Source organism: Commensalibacter oyaizuii (genome assembly GCF_029953265.1).
In the GTDB taxonomy this organism is placed as follows: Bacteria; Pseudomonadota; Alphaproteobacteria; order Acetobacterales; family Acetobacteraceae; genus Commensalibacter; species Commensalibacter oyaizuii.
Genome location: NZ_JASBAO010000001.1, coordinates 2058731 through 2077527, shown reverse-complemented (window position 1 = coordinate 2077527; position 18797 = coordinate 2058731). Strand labels below are relative to the sequence as shown.

General features: G+C 38.8%; 17 protein-coding genes. 5 read left to right on the top strand and 12 right to left on the bottom strand.

What is annotated here, in order from left to right; translation table 11 throughout:
- Nucleotides 1-323: 323 nt before the first annotated feature.
- From QJV27_RS09395 to QJV27_RS09360, 8 genes are all read right to left on the bottom strand, one after another.
- Nucleotides 324-1370: a CobW family GTP-binding protein gene (locus QJV27_RS09395; RefSeq protein ID WP_281448665.1), complete on the bottom strand. Its 1047-nt coding sequence runs from the start codon at nt 1368-1370 to the stop codon at nt 324-326.
- Nucleotides 1363-2685 (bottom strand): O-antigen ligase family protein, encoded by a 1323-nt coding sequence (locus QJV27_RS09390; protein WP_281448664.1) that lies wholly within the window; start codon nt 2683-2685, stop codon nt 1363-1365. Before QJV27_RS09390 ends, QJV27_RS09395 begins: the two co-directional genes overlap by 8 nt.
- Entirely contained in the window at nt 2685-3809 is a 1125-nt protein-coding gene (locus QJV27_RS09385) for a glycosyltransferase family 4 protein (protein WP_281448663.1), read from the bottom strand. The genes QJV27_RS09390 and QJV27_RS09385 overlap by 1 nt, the downstream gene beginning before the upstream one ends.
- Before the next feature lie 30 nt (nt 3810-3839).
- Nucleotides 3840-4868, bottom strand: coding sequence for a taurine ABC transporter substrate-binding protein (locus QJV27_RS09380; protein ID WP_281448662.1), 1029 nt, complete (start codon nt 4866-4868; stop codon nt 3840-3842).
- 109 nt (nt 4869-4977) lie between these two features.
- Complete coding sequence (gene mnmA / locus QJV27_RS09375) at nt 4978-6045, bottom strand: tRNA 2-thiouridine(34) synthase MnmA (RefSeq protein WP_281448661.1); 1068 nt, start codon at nt 6043-6045, stop codon at nt 4978-4980.
- A gap of 3 nt (nt 6046-6048) precedes the next feature.
- A complete protein-coding gene (locus QJV27_RS09370) occupies nt 6049-6363 on the bottom strand; it encodes a ferredoxin family 2Fe-2S iron-sulfur cluster binding protein (protein WP_281448660.1) in 315 nt (104 codons plus the stop codon).
- A 26-nt stretch (nt 6364-6389) separates the two neighbouring features.
- Nucleotides 6390-7553: a cysteine desulfurase family protein gene (locus QJV27_RS09365; RefSeq protein WP_281448659.1), complete on the bottom strand. Its 1164-nt coding sequence runs from the start codon at nt 7551-7553 to the stop codon at nt 6390-6392.
- A gap of 22 nt (nt 7554-7575) precedes the next feature.
- Nucleotides 7576-8679 carry a cysteine desulfurase family protein gene (locus QJV27_RS09360; protein ID WP_281448658.1) on the bottom strand — a complete coding sequence of 368 codons (1104 nt, stop codon included), beginning with the start codon at nt 8677-8679 and terminating at the stop codon, nt 7576-7578.
- Nucleotides 8680-8979: 300 nt separating this feature from the next.
- Between QJV27_RS09360 and QJV27_RS09355 the strand changes: the two genes are divergently transcribed.
- From QJV27_RS09355 to QJV27_RS09340, 4 genes are all read left to right on the top strand, one after another.
- Nucleotides 8980-9645, top strand: coding sequence for an alpha/beta hydrolase (locus QJV27_RS09355; RefSeq protein WP_281448657.1), 666 nt, complete (start codon nt 8980-8982; stop codon nt 9643-9645).
- 107 nt (nt 9646-9752) lie between these two features.
- The gene (locus QJV27_RS09350) at nt 9753-11267 is read left to right on the top strand and encodes an APC family permease (protein WP_281448656.1); all 1515 of its coding nucleotides are present in this window, start codon (nt 9753-9755) and stop codon (nt 11265-11267) included.
- Between the two features lie 352 nt (nt 11268-11619).
- Nucleotides 11620-12117 carry a hypothetical protein gene (locus QJV27_RS09345; RefSeq protein ID WP_281448655.1) on the top strand — a complete coding sequence of 166 codons (498 nt, stop codon included), beginning with the start codon at nt 11620-11622 and terminating at the stop codon, nt 12115-12117.
- 136 nt (nt 12118-12253) lie between these two features.
- Nucleotides 12254-12637: a DUF4186 domain-containing protein gene (locus QJV27_RS09340; RefSeq protein ID WP_281448654.1), complete on the top strand. Its 384-nt coding sequence runs from the start codon at nt 12254-12256 to the stop codon at nt 12635-12637.
- Here the strand turns inward: QJV27_RS09340 and QJV27_RS09335 are convergent.
- The 4 genes from QJV27_RS09335 to QJV27_RS09320 form a co-directional block, all read right to left on the bottom strand.
- Nucleotides 12634-13791 (bottom strand): glycosyltransferase family 4 protein, encoded by a 1158-nt coding sequence (locus tag QJV27_RS09335; RefSeq protein WP_281448653.1) that lies wholly within the window; start codon nt 13789-13791, stop codon nt 12634-12636. The two genes, QJV27_RS09340 and QJV27_RS09335, sit on opposite strands and share 4 nt — an antisense overlap.
- Nucleotides 13792-13803: 12 nt before the next feature.
- Nucleotides 13804-15720 (bottom strand): heparinase II/III family protein, encoded by a 1917-nt coding sequence (locus tag QJV27_RS09330; protein ID WP_281448652.1) that lies wholly within the window; start codon nt 15718-15720, stop codon nt 13804-13806.
- A 45-nt stretch (nt 15721-15765) separates the two neighbouring features.
- Nucleotides 15766-16437: a ribulose-phosphate 3-epimerase gene (gene rpe / locus QJV27_RS09325; RefSeq protein WP_281448651.1), complete on the bottom strand. Its 672-nt coding sequence runs from the start codon at nt 16435-16437 to the stop codon at nt 15766-15768.
- Nucleotides 16438-16529: 92 nt separating this feature from the next.
- On the bottom strand, nt 16530-17795 hold the full coding sequence (locus tag QJV27_RS09320) for an RsmB/NOP family class I SAM-dependent RNA methyltransferase (protein ID WP_281448650.1): 1266 nt from the start codon (nt 17793-17795) through the stop codon (nt 16530-16532).
- Between the two features lie 148 nt (nt 17796-17943).
- On the opposite strand from QJV27_RS09320, the gene QJV27_RS09315 reads away from it, so the two are divergent.
- Nucleotides 17944-18738, top strand: a complete 795-nt coding sequence (locus QJV27_RS09315) for a glycosyltransferase family 2 protein (RefSeq protein ID WP_281448649.1) — start codon at nt 17944-17946, stop codon at nt 18736-18738.
- Nucleotides 18739-18797 lie beyond the last annotated feature (59 nt).

The window sequence follows — 18797 nt, the reverse complement described above, 5'->3', positions numbered from 1 at the left end:
AAATTATGAAACAAAAAATCTATTTTTTACTTATTTTCTCTGCTTTATGCTTACCTATAAATGCTGTTGCTGAGATAGTAACTGCAAATAATATTGGACATAGTCCAGGGCCCAGTTTTACCAGCAGTGTTTGCTACTATGAAACATATAGCGATTTTCGTTTTTCAATTATTATAAAATCCAGCTTTTGTCCCATGACAGTATACTATGATACAGATACAGGATCAGTTAGCCAATCGCCTTTTTAAAACAAAAAATACGTATATATATAAATATACGTATTTCTCATTCGATTTAGTAATAACAGCTGTCTATTTAGAGACTTAAGCAAGGCAACTTTCAAACCCTTTACGCAAGTTTTGTTCATCTAAATTGCGCCCAATAAAAACCAACCTAGAACATCGTTTTTCATTTGGTTTCCAAGGGCGAATAAAATCACCATCCGCCATCATATGCACAGCTTGAAAGGCAAAACACTGATCTGAATCAGAGAAATTTAATATCCCTTTAGTACGTAATAATTCTAGACCAAATTTTTGTAATATTGACATAATCCAAAAATTAAACTTCTTTGAATCTAATGGCCGTTCTTCCATAAACGAGATACTGTGTACTCCGTCCCCATGATGGTGATGTGCTTCGTGTTCGTGTTCGTGTTCGTGTTCGTGTTCGTGTTCGTGTTCGTGTTCGTGTTCGTGTTCGTGTTCGTGTTCGTTATTATCGAGAAATTTAGGCGCCAAAGCTAATGCTTTTTTTAAATCAAATCCACCTAAATCCACAATCTTCTCTAGATTAATATTCCCCTTACGAGTACGATATAAAGCAACATAAGGATTAATAGCACGAACCCGTGTTTCAACCTCTTTTAACTGTGCCTCTTCTACTAAATCCGTTTTATTTAGCAAAATTACATCTGCAAAAGCAATTTGATTAACGGCTTCTTTGCTATCATCAAGAGTTTGCATAATATGTTGTGCATCGACAACGGCAATAACCCCATCCAATCTGGTTTTTTGCTTTACATCTTCATCAACGAAAAATGTTTGCGCCACGGGTGCAGGATCAGCAAGCCCTGTGGTTTCAACGATGATCCCATCGAATTTATTCCTACGTTTCATTAACGTCCCTAAAATCCGAACCAAATCACCACGAATAGTACAGCAAACACAGCCGTTATTCATTTCAAAAATTTCTTCATCAGCATCAACAACTAAATCATTATCGATACCTAGTTCACCATATTCATTCACAATTACAGCATATTTTTTACCATGTTGTGCCGTCAAAATATGATTAAGTAATGTGGTTTTTCCAGCACCAAGATATCCCGTTAATACCGTAACAGGAACGGTTTCCTTTTCATCAGACATTTTTCATTCCTTCCACGTTTACATAATTTTTCTGGTAATCCCAACTATAAGCAAGCCCTAAACCAAGAAGCAAGAAAAACCATCCCCCCAGTGGCATATTAACAAAATTACTTGTTGAAGCAAAAGGCCACTCATGAATAAAAACAGCGGCAAATAAACCAACCCGCCACGCTTGTTTCATTGCCATCGATTTATTAAATATTTTTGCACTTAGACCTTTGGATAATTCCCATAGCCAAACCATCACCAACGCAATAAAACACAATAACCCTGGAAAACCACTATCAATTAATGCTTGCAGATAATGATTATGTGGATGACTTAAGCAAATAATTGCTCCGCCTCCATTTCCCGAATTAACATCCCAAAAAGGCCATCCACGAAAATATAATGGATCTGCACAAGCATGTTTAAACGCATCATATCCTAGACCGGCTAGGGGATTATTTAACCCCATTACGAATGCCCTATTATAAACCAACCCATAGGGACTGGAAGAAAAATGGGACATTTGTTCAATAAAACGAATGACCAAATGATGGAAACTGCGGGGAGATACAAAAGCTGTTATCAAAATAACCACAGGCAATATACCAATAGTCATCAACGCCAAATTACGTAAAGGACGCAGCCAAATAACTGCAATAATTAAGCCCATCACAAATAAAATAAATGGCATTCTTTGCCCAGCTAATGCCAATACGGCCAAAGCAAACAGCAATATTAGCAAGGCTCCTAACTGTCCTTTCCATCCTTTGACAGTGTAAATTACAAACACAACGCTTACCAAAGATGTAGGCAATAATATGCGTGATAGTGGCGCTGCAGCTCTCGGATGTGGATAAGGCCCCGTTAATGTACCGTCAATATATCTGGGGGAACCGAAAAAATTATACCCAACAACAAACTGACACAACATTTGTGCAACAATATATAGACAACAGCCAGCAATAACATACCCGATCCATCGCCGATGACGTTCGTCCACCAATACCCACCGCTGCATTGCAACAACAAATATAAGAAACCTTACAACAACAAACGCCTCTAAAATATTTCCCTGCCCACCATAACGCAAAAATGAACCAAAAGGAATACTACAAATCAACAGCCATCCCCACCATATAAAGGCTATGATTATCCATGACTGTCTTGCCCAATCCCAATCTTTTTGCAAAATGGAATGCAGTAAGAAGCAAATGGCAATATAACTCATTAAACCATCTGCAATCCCACGAAAATGCGTTAAGAATAAAGGTAAAATAAGTGCAGATCCAAGGGATGTATGATGTAAAAACTTATAAATAGAATCCATTAATGATCCTCTTGAATTTGAATACCTGCTTTTAACAAAGGGCAAATTTGTTTACGAAAAGATGTCAATACTGCTAAAGCATCGGACACGTTGTATCTCTGTACTTGCATTAAAGCTTGCTGAGACAAATACTCTTGTAAAACTTTATCTTGTATTAACCGTAATAGCTGTTGAACGCAATCTTCTATTTGCTCTGGATCAATAATTAATGCTGCATTACCAACAATTTGTGGCAATGCCCCTCGCGAAGAAACTAATAATGGTGTACCACAAGCCATCGCTTCAAGTGCTGTCATTCCAAAAGGTTCTGGCCAACGACTGGGAATAATAATCACCTTGACTGTTGCCATACGTTTTAAAACTTCATCGTGGGGCAAATATCCGCGCATAACAACCTGATCATTTTTGATTTGATGACGCAACTGCTTAATAAAAGAAGTTTCTTGACTATTTTTAAAAAAACGATCAGCCCCGATCATCTCGATTTTCCATGACGGATCAATCAACAAAATCCGTTGGCAGATCTGAATGAATAAATCAGCACCTTTATCTGCGACCATACGTCCTACAAATAAAATAGTTTTTTCACGATGATCAATCGGGATGTAACTGGGAACCGCCCTCAAATCAATTGAATTCGATAAAACTGTTACCTCACCTCTGACATTATCGGACAAAAAGCGCTGCTTTAAAAATTCAGAAACTGTAACTACATGTAACTTTTGCAATAACAATTGTCGTTCTGCTGCAATTTTAGCCCTACGCATACCTACAGGATCATTATGTAAGGTCAAACTAACAACAATATCTGGAAACTTCTTTGCTATAGATAAAGCTATCTCTGGACGGTTATGTATTTCTACCATTACGGGCTGATACTGTTTTATATATCGTATAATCCCATAAAGATAAGCTCTGTTCTTTCCCAAAAACCTACGCCATCCCAAAGAAATTTCTAAATAGCGTAGTCCTTTAAAAGGAGGAGAAGCCGTAGATTGTCCAACGATCAAATCGTTAGGCTTTGCAAGTCTGCGAACTAATAGTCCAATTGCTCCGGCACAATCTTGTGAGAATCCTTCCTTAGGAGGAAGAACCGTCATAATATTTGATGACGGCTTTGTCATAATACAAATAACTTTTTACTAATGGATAGATCATTTCACCTTAGCATCATTAACGAAGGTTGGATAAACATAAAGCAAATAATCTGACAAAACATTACTTATCACGTTCGAACTGCGTAAAAACAATCCTATTTCATTGAAATATGCCGGCAAACGCCGTGTGAAAAGCAAAGATTGTTCCCTTTTTTCCAGGTATTCCTGACCTTGTATCAAAACTATCATTTCTTGGGGGGAAAGCTTTAACAGATCAGCAGATGCTATCAAGTCTTTGGATTGAGATGTTAAAACAAATGCTTTTTGATTATAGTCTTTGATTAATTTGAGTGTAGCATCTACAAAATTCTGACATAAGTCTGGCCGAGATGCAACAATGTTATCCATTGTCACCCAAAATGTATAAGTTGGACTACCCCAATCCGCTAATTGCTTTGACGTTACCAACACATAACCAGTCTTTTTTAGATCTAAAAAGGTTTTACCTTCAACATAAGCACCATCTATTTCCCCTTTATCCCAAGCGGCAACAATTTGATCAATTGGCATATTAATTAACTTCACACGATCTAAAGGAATTTTCCAATAATCCAGTGCTTTCAACAAACTGTAATGTTCGCTAGTTAAAAATGGAACAGCAATTTTTTTATTAGTTATATCATCTGGGTTCATAACGTGACTTTGATTACGGACAACTAGACCGCTACCTGTTCCATATTGAAAATTAATTGCAATAACGCGAACTTGTACTCCTGATGTCACGGCTGACGTTAAGGCAATGATCCCAACAGGTGCAATATCTAATTTATTTGCAGCAAGATCGTAAAGCTCTTGAAAATCATCTTTGTATTCTATCCAAGTAACGTTTTCTCCCAATGCCTTACGGTAGGTTCCATTAACCTGAGCAATTTTTGCCAAATCTGCTTGCTTTTGCCAAGCGATACGTACAGCTGCCTTTGCATCACATGACACAAAACTTGCCAATAGCAATAAAAACAAGACTAAATAGTATAAGCCATGACGTTTTACTTGTGCCACAGAGAATTTCAAAAACAATGAAGTCATCCCTAATTCAATAAAGATCAAATAGTTATTACACCTTCATCACAAAGGTATTTTTTAATACAACAGCTTACGTAATAAGAAAAGTCTAAAACATTTTTATAATATTCTCTTATCCTAACGTAATAAAGCCACCGCCTAAGACGCGCGTTCCTTTATAAAAAACACATGCTTGACCAGGTGCTGGATTAGCAAAATCGTCCAATTCGACCTCTACTCTTTGATCAGATAGAATTCTAATTGTAGCAGAGCGTTCTTGCTCTCGGGCTCTGATTTGAACGTTACACCGCAATTCTGTTTGTGGTGCATTAATTAACCAGTTCAAATCACGCAAATAAAAGACCTTACGCCCTCTATCTTGTTTTGGTCCAATAATAATTCGTCTAGTCTGAGGATCGATGCGCAAAACCATTTGCTTTTGCCCATCGCGCATAGCAAGATTTCCCAAACGCTTTGTTTGTCCCACTGTGTAATGGGCTATGCCTTCATGTTGCCCTAAAACCATTCCTTTTTCATCGACGATATCGCCTTCTTCAACACCTTGAGGCGAGAGCTTTTCAACAATTTGAATATAAGACTTGTCGGTTACAAAACAAATATCTTGGCTGTCTGATTTTTGGGCAACGGTTAGTCCAAATCGCTCAGCTTCCTCTCTGACGGTCTCTTTATTAGGCATCTCCCCTAAAGGGAACCTTAAAAACTCAAGTTGCTCTTTAGTTGTTGCAAATAAGAACCAAGATTGATCGCGGCTCATGTCAACGGGACGGTGTAACTCGGCTCCCTCTGGGCCTTCTATCCTACGAACGTAATGACCTGTTGCCATTGCCTGCGCCCCTAAGTCCCGCGCCATGTTTAACAAGTCTGTAAATTTCACCCCTTGGTTACAGGCAATACAAGGCACTGGGGTTTCGCCCATTGTGTATGATTGTGCAAAACGATCAATAACAGTTTGATGAAAACGATCCTCAGCATCAATAACGTAATGAGGGATTTTCAATTGATCAGAGACCCTACGAGCATCACGGATATCTTGACCTGCACAACACGATCCCTTCTTTACGACACCACGCGCGTCATATAGCTGTAGTGTCGCACCAAACACATCATGTCCTTGTTCTTTTAATAGGGCGGCAGTGACAGAACTATCAACGCCACCAGACATGGCAACCATAATACGCATTAATTAAGACAATCTTGGCAAACGTACAACTAACCCATCTAATTCTTCAGACATAATAATCTGACAACCAAGACGAGATGTCTTTTCAAGCCCAAACGCCATATCCAACATATCTTCTTCCTCCTCAGCAGCAGGTTTAAGGTTGTTCCACCAAGCATCGTCGACAATAACATGACAGGTTGCACAAGCCAACGAACCTTCGCAAGCACCTTCCAAATCAATATTATTTTTATGGGCAATTTCTAAAACAGATAATCCAACAGGGGCGTCGACCTCACGTCGTGTCCCGTCACGTTCAATAAAAACCATACGAGGCATTTTACTCTTCTTCCTAAATAAAAATATTATCTTGTTGTCATAGCATTATGCCATGCACAAGATAAAGCATGAATTGCCTGTTGCACTTCTTTTTGCGTTGTCATGCGACCAAAAGACAAACGAAAACTACGGAAAGCTTCATCCTCTGACAAACCCATTTCTAACAGTACATAAGAAGGGCTGACAGAAGATTTTGTACAAGCAGAACCTGTCGATACACATAAATGAGGAATTCTTGCCAAAAGATCAAGAGCTTTAACGCTAGGAAAACACAAATTTAAACTAGCCGGCAGGCTATCAAAGAGAGATCCATTAATTTTTAAACCAGGCACGACTTGTTGTAAAGCCTCTACCATCTGCCTTTTGTATCTTGCAAAACGTTCAACCTCGACCTTCGCTTCTTCTTGCATCAGAACACATGCCTTCCCCAGTCCAACAATCAAAGGAACGGGTAATGTTCCAGAGCGATTCCCACGTTCCTGACCACCACCATGGATGATTGGCATTAAACGTACCCTCGGGCGTCTTCGCACATACAAAGCGCCCACTCCTTTTGGACCATAAATCTTATGACCTGACATTGATGCCAAATCAACACCCATATCATTGACACGAAATAAGGTTTCTGTTTTCCCCACGATTTGAGCCATATCACAATGAAATAATGCCCCATACTCGTGTGCTAAGGCAGCCAATTTAGCAATAGGATGAATAACTCCAGTCTCATTATTAGCCGCCATCACACTAACCAACAAAGTTGGTATTTGTAATGCGGCTTTTAAACGCTGAGGATCAATTTGTCCTTGGTGATCTACGGGCAGGATGACAGGTTCTATCCCCATCACAGTTAATGAAGCTATTGTTTCCAAGACACATTTATGTTCTGTACAAACGGTAATAACCCTGCGGGCTGTGTGACCTTGTTTCAATAAGTAACGCACAGCCCCAATAATTGCTAGGTTATTTGCCTCTGTCGCACCAGAAGTAAAAATAATTTCCGAGCGCATAGCACCGATTAAATCTGCAACCTGTTGACGAGCAATTTCAACCCCATCATTAGCAACTTTACCCATTACATGATCAGAATGTGCATTTCCAAAGTACTCTGAAAAATAAGGTAGCATTGCTTCTACGACTCGTTTATCACACGGTGTCGTTGCTTGGTAATCTAAATAGATAAGTTTTTTCACCCTCGCCCCTCACACAGCAAAACTAAATTTTACCGATGTGCTTGCGGTATGCTTCTATAAATGAATTAATATCCTGTTCCTGAACGTTCCACGGCAAGGAAACGCGGATGGCATTGCCCGCCAAATCCTTCATCCCCATCGCTGACAAAACATAGGAACTGGCTACCTTACCCGAAGAACACGCCGATCCCGTTGAAACACAAAAGCCAGCTAGATCCAAAGCCATTAATTGTCGTTGAGCCGATATTCCTGAAAAAGCTATATAAGATGTATTATCCACTCTTTCTGCACCATCACCACAAATAATTGCCCCAATTTTTTTAATCTCAATTTCAAGCTTGTTTCGTAATGTTAAAATCTGAGTACGATCTTGTGCACACGCCTCTTTGGCAGCTTCTGCCATTCCAACAATTGCAGACAACCCTGGAGTTCCCCCCCGTCGGCCCTGTTCTTGACCACCCCCGATAAACAAAGGCTCTATCCGTTTACCACCTCGACCACCAGAGGCTGCTAATAACAAAGCCCCTACTCCCTTAGGGCCACCCATTTTATGTGCAGAGACCGCCATACTATCCGCCCCCAAACGCTCTAAACGAATAGGAAAGCGACCAGCCCCTTGTACAGCATCAACGTGCAATAACGCCCCATATTGATGGCAAAGCTCAGCAACTTGCTGAATTGGATTAATTACCCCAGTTTCATTATTTGCAAGCATTATACAAACTAACGGTGGTTTTGCGGTTTGCTTTAATGCATCCTCAAGAAAATCCAACGCTATAATACCCTGGTTATCAACTGGCAATATTGTTTTGGGAATATCCAATTGCATAATTGCCGGATGTTCAGTTGCTCCGACCCACAAGGGACGATCTTGTTTTTGCCCATGAACAGCCAAAATATCGGCCTCTGTTCCACCAGAAGTAAAAATACAGTTTTGAACATCTCCGCCAAAACACGCAACAAGAATTTCACGTGCATCTTCAATCAAATGATAACATTGCCGCCCCATTGTATGAACAGACGAAGGATTTCCCGTGACCTGCAATGTCTGTATCATTGCCTTCATTACACTTTGTCGAACAGGTTCACTAGCATTTGCATCAAGATAGACAGGGATCGTATTCATGTTATCACGTAATTATAGAGTTTAATAAAATTTATCCGTTATTAGCCTAACGAAAGTGAGCTTAAAAACCTTCGTATTTGAACCATTTTTAAGAGAGGTAGCACATTCAAGATATTAATTTAGATCCGAATTACTCAATTTAAACAAATTTATCAAAAAGATAACATTAAATGCTTCAAAAAACCTTTCCCTTTGTATAAAATCGTTTTATAGAGAGATCCTATATAATTATTTTAATAACCGATTTCATCAATTTTAGTCAAACAAACTGTGCCAGTTTAACAACAAGCGGATAACTATATGCCAGAGGTAATGTTTGCAGGTCCTGCAGGTCGTCTTGAAGGACGTTATCATCACTCTAATGAACCTAATGCTCCCCTAGCCCTAATTCTGCACCCTCATCCCCTGCAAGGGGGGACAATGAATAATCGAATTACCTATACGATGTATCAAACATTCCAAAGATTGGGATTTTCTGTATTACGGTATAATTCACGTGGTGTGGGACGTTCCCAAGGACAATATGATGGGGGCATTGGGGAAATCTCTGACGCAGCAGCTGCATTAGATTGGTTACAAATGGCCAACACGAACTCAAGAGAACTATGGATTAGTGGCTATTCCTTTGGTGCCTTTGTTGGAATGCAACTGTTAATGCGTCGACCAGAAATTCAGGGATGGATCAGCGTGGCTCCACTTGCTAATCATTATGATTTTAACTTTCTGGCACCTTGCCCATGTGGAGGACTAATGATCGCTGGAGAAGCTGATACCGTTGTCCCCGTTGGTGAAATCGACAAATTAGTTGAAAAATTAAATGCTCAAAAGGGCATTTCAGTTGACTATCATGTATTGCCAAAGGCAAACCATATTTTTGCTAACGATGCAGATAAAATTGCACAAGCTATTGAGAAATATGTTCACAACATTGTAGAGCAACGCAAAAACACTCCCTTAACTGATTAAGTTTTTATGTAATGGTTAGATATGGTCTTTTATAATTTTTGACCTATTCTAACCAGCCCTTATATCTCCCCCTATTTCCTTATTAATCTCTTAACCTCAATATTAATATGACCCTTTTTTCCAAACGTAAATCTCTTGAACAGATCACCTTTGATGCCAAAAATCATGGGTTAAAAAGATGTTTGGGACCTTGGCGGTTAACTATGATTGGGGTTGGTTCAACCGTTGGGGCTGGTATTTTTGTTATGACGGGTACAGCAGCGGCCAATTTCGCAGGCCCGGCGGTTGTATTATCTTTTATTATTGCTGCGATTGCTTGCCTTTTTACCGCACTCTCTTACGGGGAACTTTCATCGACAATTCCTGTTGCTGGTTCTGCTTATAGCTATGCTTATACATCATTAGGCGAAAAATTTGCTTGGGCAGTAGGATGGCTATTGTTGTTAGAGTATGGTATCTCTGCAGTTTCTGTCGCATCAGGCTTTTCCAGTTATGGTGTGTCACTGCTTCAGAATTTTCACATCGATATTCCATCTTATTTACACAACCCTACTTTCCAACCCTCCCTAGGGGGATATGGCAAGGGTATTATCATTGCGCATTCTATTGATTTAATCGGTGCAGTCTCAGTATTGATTGCTTCAACTGCGCTGTTGTTTGGCGTATCAGAATCTGCAACCGTTAACGCAGTTATCGTGACCGTAAAGATTGGAGTATTGATTCTTTTTGTTGCAATTTGCATTTTCTATATTCAACCTGCAAACTTAACCCCTTTTATCCCGCCCTCAACGGGTCCAATGAATTTTGGACTTGCTGGTGTTTTTCGTGCAGCCTCAACAATCTTTTTCGCATATATTGGTTTTGAAGCCGTTTCTACCGCTGCATCAGAGGCAAAAAACCCCCAACGAGATATCCCATTTGGCATTATTGCCTCTTTGGTCATTTCTACTCTCATCTATATTGGTGTGGCTTTTGTTCTCGTTGGGATTGTACCTTATCAAAAGCTAAACGTTTCTGACCCCTTGGCTATTGCTATTGACTTTATCCACATACCATCATTGGCATGGATTTTAAAAATTAGCGCAGTTGTAGGGTTATGCTCTGTAATGTTAGTTTTACTTTATGGGCAAACGCGCATTTTTTTCATTATGGCCAAAGATGGTTTATTACCGCCAGCTTTTTGCAAACTACATCCAAAATATAAAACCCCTTGGCTGGGAACGCTGATTTTAGGTATATGTGTTGCCATCGCTACGGCTTTTTTACCTATTGATATCGTCAGCGATTTGGTTAGTTTAGGAACTGCGTTGGCTTTTGCTATTGTCTGTTTTACCGTAATTTGGCAACGAAATGCACATCCTGATATTCATCGCCCTTTCAAAGTTCCATTTGGAGGATTTACACTAAAAAACATCTGGATTGGATATGTCCCATTGTTAGGTATTATTTGTTGCTCTGCAATGATTATTCCATTGTTAATCGATATGATTTATTCAATATTCAACCATAATCCTGTACCAATAATTTTATTAATTTCTTACAGTGTTGTTGGGTTTTTAGGATATTATTGTTATGGTAGGAAGCATTCTCTACTTGGAAAAGATATTAACAATCCATCATAATTAGGTGAAATAAAATAAACATCATTCGCTTTAATTATCTACGCTAGTCTAGCAAATTACTACACTTGATGTGGTATAATAGTAAGCTCTGCTTAATATAAAGTTAACAAACCAAAATAAATATTGAAAAGTAAAAATACCGACATTATACAATTGTATACTGTTCTTTTCTTGATGAGTCAAAGTTGCTTTAACCATGAAATTACCACCATTTTTAGTATAATAGACGTTTGAAGTTCTCACAATTCTGAGTGTTTCATCCGCTTTTAAACTGCCTGTAGTAACAAAACCCTATAATTTCTTTTAAAACAGAATATAATATCGATTATATGAATAAAATTAGTTGTATCCCATGCAAAAGATTACTTTTATTATAATAGCGCTAGCTTTATATTGCCCTTTTTCTCTGTATGCACAAGATATTCGCCCCCCCAGCATGCCCGACGCCACTATCTATGCAGCAATAAGCCGTTTCAACCCAGCCTATTGTAACGATGGTATCAAAGGTCTAGCAAAAGCTGTAGATACCTGCTATCAAAATACAAACGATACCAGCCCCGCAATGGATCAATGCATTTTAGGTGATATGACAATTGGCCGCATTTTGTTAAAAACTCATCAGGCAGATCCTAAAATACTGGATAAAAAACCCTCAGATATTTTGCTTGATAAAAATATTCTTGTTGAAGGAGAGCAATCTTATTTAAACTTAGCTTCTATTTTAAAACGCAGCTATATGTTATCTTTCCTTCCACGTTTCAGAAGTTCGCAAGAAGAAGAGATATTGCCCTATTTGAAACAAGGATTAAAATCAGTTTACGATGGCACTATATCAAATTGTAAACATTAGAAATATAACTTAAATGTTGATCCCGTCTATTATCGGTAATATGCTTTAATAAATACGAAATTATTTGGCCGATCAAATTGTTATACACATACCAAGCATATTTCGTTTTTAAACGGTTGAATATTTAATGATATTAATGGCAAACCTAGACACAAATATTATTCTTTCCCGATTGAAACAATCAGCATTTCGATCAAAATTTACATTGCGTGAGAAAGAAATTGCGTACTTAAATCAACAAGGCATGGATAAAATTATGTCCCATGCCAAAGACTTTATTGCACAACGATTAGCCCCTGCTCTTCCGAAAAATGATGGAAAACAAACCCCTTGGAAAGGGCACCCAGTCTTCATTGCGCAACATGCCACCGCGACTTGTTGTCGAGGTTGCTTAGAAAAATGGCATAAAATTATTCAAAAACAACCTTTAGATACTAAGCAACAACTTTACATCTTAACTATTATCCACGAATGGATAAAACAAGATTTAAAAAAACATCGATCCAACCCTAATCACTAACAAACATGCTTTTTGTTCATGATCGTTTCAAATGTTGATAAAATAGCTTGAATATTTTTATCTTCAGTAAACTCATCTAATGCTTTTCGGTATCCAGCACATCCCATAGCTTGCCTCTCTTCATGATGCTCTGTCATCCATATCAGTGCCTGTGTTAAGGCGGATACTGATCCTGGTTTAATCAATAACCCAGTTATATTATGCTCTACTTGTTCCCTTGGTCCTCGAATTGAAGTACTAACTACTGGCAACGCTGAAAGCATTGCTTCAACAATCGACATAGGTAATCCCTCAAAATGACTGGGCAGGACAAATACATCTGCTGCACGCATTAATTCATTAATATTCCGCCGATACCCCCATAATTTGAGCTGCTTACCCAAAGATTGTTGGGCTTGTTGAAACAAAGCGTCTAAAGAATCGCCATGATCAGAGGTTAAACGCTCGCCAACAACCCATAATTCAACTTTGGGCTTATGCTTTACTACATTCATAAAAGCTTTTAACAATTCTGGATATCCTTTGTGGGGTACCAAACGTGAAACAATTAGAAAAACCGTCACTTCTGAATCGATATTCAGATCTCGACGTATTTTTTCTTTTTGTAATCGATCGGGGTAAAACCGTTTTGGATCTCTACCATTTCCAATACTTACTGCACGACGATGAATCCAAAATCTTCTAGCGTCTTTTGCTTCTTCCTTAGAAACCGTCATATAAATATGCGTAACTTTCCCAGCCAACCACTCCATTACAAACGATAGAGATCGCCTAAACCATGATTTAATTCCACGTCCTGACTGATTAAATAAATATCCATGGCAAGTATAAGCAATAATTGGAGTTCGACATAAAAAAGCAGCCATCCGTGTTAAAAAACCACTAATCGGCATATGGGCGTGTACAATATCTGGCTGCTCTCGTTTTATCACCTGATAAATTGCCCAAAAGGCTTTTAATTGTCCCCAAACAGCATAAGAGCGTATAAAGGGAACGGCAATAACGGGTATTCCCTCTTTACGAATATCTTTTAATAATTCGCCTTCCGCACAAACCCCGATAACTTCATGTCCCTGTGTTTGCAAAACACGCATCAAAGGTAAAACAAATTGATAAAGCGAAAAATCTACATTTGCGACTTCAAGAATTTTCATCAGATTTTATACTTACAATTTACGCAGTAATGCCCACCGCACAATCTGGGGCGATTTTTCCTTTGACTGATAATCAGAGGTCTCTTGCTGAAAGGAATTCTCTTCTTGTTCATTAACAGGATTATGACCTGATGCCTCTTCCTCTATCTTCTCTTGTGAAACAAAGTGTTGAGACATTGTTTGAGAATGTAAAGCGTGATCACTTTCTTGCCCAACTCTTTGATTAACGTTTTGATGATGAAAAATAGCCACATAATCTGATCCCTCTTGTATTTCTTCATTAATTAAAGACGCTTCCTTTGGTTGCAAGGAAGATGTTTGTGATATCTCTATCTCAGACTTAACAGGTTTATCAGCTGTCACTGTTAAAACAATTTGCTGAGACGCTGTTCGGCTTCCTTCTCCAAAATAAATACTTTCTTCAACCGTAGCCTCTGCCCCAGAAAAGCGAAACCACCAAATCTGACGCCCCTCATGTTTATTATTAGCCAATAAAACGTAAATTCTTTCAGGTTTTCCCTTCGTAAATTCTACCACATCTTCCTCAACCACCATTGACGGATGTAAATGGAATCTTATTTTAAAAGAGAGATCTTCATTAGCATCAATACGTTCCTCTCCTTTCAATATTTCGCCACTTGAAGAAAGGTACAAAATTCGTTGATAAATCGCCCCCCATCGTGGCAACCATCCATTATGCCCCATCTCTAATAAATGGGCACCTTCTTCAACATGATGTTTTGCAACAACTTCAAATTCCATGACTGATTTGCTATTTTCAACGACAACACAATCCGAATTTTCCAAACCCAAGACAGAATGTGCTGCTGTGCACCCTAAAATAGATCGCCAAGAACTTGTATCACCAGCACCACAATTAACAAAAATACGTTGCCTTCCCGCTGAGAATTCAAGAGATAAACACCCTGCATGCTTGTGACGACTGCCAGTCATTGCAGGACGTCCACTGTCGACGATCAAAGTCGCACGATTGGCATAACATCGGACATATCCGCCTTGCTTCATATTCGTCATAGCCACACGTTTTTGTGTGGCATGAGACAAAACACGGTCTATAAACTGTGGGTTATTTTCACTGGAACCGTTAAATAGAGCTAACCCACCATCACCATGGCGTAAAGCACGCAAAGCCTTACTGATTAAATCTAATGCCGTAATTAGTTCATTGGGTGGACGTCGATTAATTAATTGAAACATCAACCTTATTTCAACCAAATCCCTTAAAACTACTAACATTATTTCAGGGTTACGTTCAATGTGCACCCCATCCTCTAAAATCTGACAGACTAGCTCTTCTTTTAAATAACGGACGATACGGGACAATAGGTCAAATTGCTCTGGCATACATAGGGTCATAACCATCACCCCTTTAAACAAAGAAAATGCCTTATAATTTCCTGATATAGGTGGCAGCATCGCAGCAACATAACGCCCTTCTATCAATAAGCGATCCATAAATTGCTTACGAAACGCATCATCGGCAGAAGCTGCAAAAAAGTCGAAATGTCCTAACCAATTTGTTAAGCGCATACCCAAAATATCGGAATAATACGCAACTTGATGCTGAGCGGTCGGCGGACGTCCCATCCAGTCCGCAATTAAAGCGCGCGCACTAAGACGAGCATTATCAGTCCCCAATTCGCGCATATCTCGTAACCAAGAAAAATCATAGATTTTACATAACCCTTCTAACGAAGTGTTACGCCGTCCCCATAACCCAGGTTGCAATGGAATGATCTGGTCTTTATAGATCAGCTCGCCTTTCGTTAAATGCATCCCGTGAATAGAATTGCCTTGCCATAAATCTCGCAAAATAAAAGCAGGAGCATCAGGAAGTTTCCCATATCCAATAGGTGGCAAACGTGCCATAGAAAGTCGCATTGATCTTAATATGCGCCGCAAAGCCATCCTGACATCCCTCCCCCTTTTATGTTGCAATAAATCAGTAAGACTTTACTTTACATCTTGCCCGCGTAATGCATTCATAGCTTGACGATAATCTTTTTGTCCATATATAGACGTACCAGCAACCAATACATCTGCACCGGCATTAATAACCAACGGTGCTGTTTTCGCAGTAATGCCCCCATCGACACTAATTCGAATATCACGACCTGTTGCATCCACCATATTCCGAATCTGATTAATTTTAGAAAGTTGGCTTTCTAAAAATTGCTGCCCCCCGAACCCAGGATTAACCGTCATGACCAATATTGTGTCCACCAAATCTAAAATTTCAGAAATTGCCTGTGCTGGGGTTGATGGACAAAGAACAATACCAGCCTTGATCCCAAATGATTTAATTGTTTGTAAGGTTCGATGTGCATGAGGGCCCGCCTCAATATGAAAAAGGATCTGATCGGCCCCTGCTTTGGCAAATGGCTCAATAAACAAATCAACAGGTTCAATCATCAAATGCACATCAAAAAATAAACGAGAATATGGGCGTAATGCTTTTACAATAACGGGGCCAAACGTCATATTAGGAACAAAATGACCATCCATCACATCCAAATGAATCCAATCCGCACCTTGCTCATCTACAGCTTTAATTTCCTCTCCAAAACGAGCGCAATCAGCAGAAAGGATACTTGGGGCAATTAATGGGACAGTTAAAGCTGGCATGATTCCTCCGTCTATAAATTAACTTCTGTCACAGCTAATATGAAAATATGATGTCAAATTAAAGAAATTTATAAAATAGTTTTTAGTTATACTTACGCAGTTTTTTGAAATCTTGCTATAAAAAAACCGTCTAATCCCCCCTTATCTTGTAACATATAGGGTAATGTTCTTACCCACCCCTCTTTTGTCAGACTTTCTGGCAAAAAAGACACATCTTCTGTTGTAAAAGGTAAAGATTTAACCCCTGGCAAACTAGCAATGTATTTCGCTTGCTCCTCTGCTTCTCGTATCTGCAAAGAACAAACGCTATAAATTAAGCGTCCCCCTACTTTTAAATAAGTCAAAGCTGCTTGTATTAACTGGCGTTGAATAGAAACTAAAGCATTAATGTCTTTTGATTTTTTAATATGCAACACATCTGGGTGCCGACGAAAGATACCCGTAGCAGAACATGGAGCATCCAGTAAAATAGCATCAAATATCTCTTCATACGCTAATTTTGACGCATCCTTTTGAATAATTTCAGCGTTCAATTGTAAACGTTTTAGGTTTTCTTGTAACCGTAAAATACGCTTGGGGTCTTTTTCGACAGCTGTAACCTGTCCACCAGCCACAATTAATTGAGCCGTTTTTCCGCCAGGGGCAGCGCACAAATCTGCAATTTTTTCACCTTTTTGTACATTTAATAACAAGGCTGGTAGAGATGCAGCAACGTCTTGTACCCAAAAATTCCCTTCTTCAAATCCTGATAAACTGCTGACTTTGGTGCCAACAGGATAACGATAACTTCCTTCTAACAGCCTTTCACCCCCGACAGGAGGAGACACACCCAATTTTATAGACAAATCCAATGGCACTTCATAAGCCAGACATTGTGCCAGTTTTCTGGGGTCAAAACCAGCTTGTTTCCATTCCTGCCATAACCATGAAGGTAGGTTTAAACGATCTTGGTCTAATTCCTCTAAACAGGTCTGACCTTTATCAACTACTTTACGCAACACTGCATTGACTAATCCGGTAAATCCCGCCAACCCATTTTTACGGGTTAAATTAACTGTTGTATTCAAAGCAGCGTGTTTAGGAGTATCCAAAAAAATAATCTGAGCAACACCTAACAATAAAATCCATAAAACTCGCTGTGGTGGTGCGCGGCGTAACAAGGGTTCAATAATAGCTTCTAATGTTCCTTTTTGCCTTAAAACACAAATAATAAGTCGATATGCGGCTGCTTTGTCGCGCTCGTCCGCATGACGGGTCATTAAACTATCTAAAACCACATCTAATGAACGGTTACGTTCCAAAACTTGACAAACTGCCTCAAAAGCTATTTGACGTGTATCGTCTTTTTCTTTATTCATATGTCCGACTTAATCTTATTTTTCTAAGGATTTTTGTTGTTTTACTCTTAATATTCAGATTCTCAACACCATATTCTTATGATATGCCATATTTTATCCATTATTATAAGTTTTAAAGCGATATTTCCTTACTTTGGCAAAATTAACAATGAAAAACTGGTCTATCATTCTCCCCTATTATAACGAGGAAAAATTCCTACCTGGGACGTTGGAATCAATCATCGCTCAAAATTATAAGAATTTTACTTTGATTTTAGTCAATAATGCCTCCACTGACCGATCAGAAATTTTGGCAAAAGATATATTATCTCGACACCCCGAAATTGATGTCCGATACTTATACGAAGCAAAGTCTGGTAAAACAAATGCGCTGCAAGCAGGACTAAAAGCTGTTACAACCCCATACGTGGCAACTTTTGATGCTGATACCTATTATCCACCCAATTATATTGGTTTTTGTAATTATATTTTTGAACACCATCCTGAATATCTAGCTGTGATGGCATGTGATATTTATGCCCCCTACGAAGACTATAAAAGTCAAAAGCGGTGCAGAAAAATTTTTCTTAAATCCAAAATTTTTAGTAAACAGTGCCACGCGGGCGGATATGCCCAAACGTTCCGTACAGAAAGCTTAAGGCAAATCAAAGGATTTGATCAAAATATATGGCCTTACGTTTTAATGGATCATGAAATAGTACATCGATTGTTAAAAATTGGTAAGACTTTCTATTCTTCTAAACATTGGTGTATGCCTTCTGAACGTCGTACTGATCGCACTAAAGTGCAATGGACAAAATTCGAAAAATTATTATATGAGTTCACACCTTTTTTTCTGAAAGACTGGTTTTTTTATTCTTTTTTGAGTAAACGATTTAAAAAACGAAAAGCTTCTATTACTCAGCTACGAGAACATGCTTGGGAAACAAAGGAAAAAAAATAGAGTTCCGGTATCATTTAAAAAGGTATATGCTATTTATATTTTAGTTTTATTCCTTCTTT

Coding starts and splice junctions, on each gene's coding strand:
- QJV27_RS09395 (WP_281448665.1), bottom strand. CDS start 1,370: ATGTCTGATGAAAAGGAAACCGTTCCTGTTACGGTATTAACGGGATAT.
- QJV27_RS09390 (WP_281448664.1), bottom strand. CDS start 2,685: ATGGATTCTATTTATAAGTTTTTACATCATACATCCCTTGGATCTGCA.
- QJV27_RS09385 (WP_281448663.1), bottom strand. CDS start 3,809: ATGACAAAGCCGTCATCAAATATTATGACGGTTCTTCCTCCTAAGGAA.
- QJV27_RS09380 (WP_281448662.1), bottom strand. CDS start 4,868: ATGACTTCATTGTTTTTGAAATTCTCTGTGGCACAAGTAAAACGTCAT.
- mnmA (WP_281448661.1), bottom strand. CDS start 6,045: ATGCGTATTATGGTTGCCATGTCTGGTGGCGTTGATAGTTCTGTCACT.
- QJV27_RS09370 (WP_281448660.1), bottom strand. CDS start 6,363: ATGCCTCGTATGGTTTTTATTGAACGTGACGGGACACGACGTGAGGTC.
- QJV27_RS09360 (WP_281448658.1), bottom strand. CDS start 8,679: ATGAATACGATCCCTGTCTATCTTGATGCAAATGCTAGTGAACCTGTT.
- QJV27_RS09355 (WP_281448657.1), top strand. CDS start 8,980: ATGCCAGAGGTAATGTTTGCAGGTCCTGCAGGTCGTCTTGAAGGACGT.
- QJV27_RS09350 (WP_281448656.1), top strand. CDS start 9,753: ATGACCCTTTTTTCCAAACGTAAATCTCTTGAACAGATCACCTTTGAT.
- QJV27_RS09345 (WP_281448655.1), top strand. CDS start 11,620: ATGCAAAAGATTACTTTTATTATAATAGCGCTAGCTTTATATTGCCCT.
- QJV27_RS09340 (WP_281448654.1), top strand. CDS start 12,254: ATGGCAAACCTAGACACAAATATTATTCTTTCCCGATTGAAACAATCA.
- QJV27_RS09335 (WP_281448653.1), bottom strand. CDS start 13,791: ATGAAAATTCTTGAAGTCGCAAATGTAGATTTTTCGCTTTATCAATTT.
- QJV27_RS09330 (WP_281448652.1), bottom strand. CDS start 15,720: ATGGCTTTGCGGCGCATATTAAGATCAATGCGACTTTCTATGGCACGT.
- rpe (WP_281448651.1), bottom strand. CDS start 16,437: ATGCCAGCTTTAACTGTCCCATTAATTGCCCCAAGTATCCTTTCTGCT.
- QJV27_RS09320 (WP_281448650.1), bottom strand. CDS start 17,795: ATGAATAAAGAAAAAGACGATACACGTCAAATAGCTTTTGAGGCAGTT.
- QJV27_RS09315 (WP_281448649.1), top strand. CDS start 17,944: ATGAAAAACTGGTCTATCATTCTCCCCTATTATAACGAGGAAAAATTC.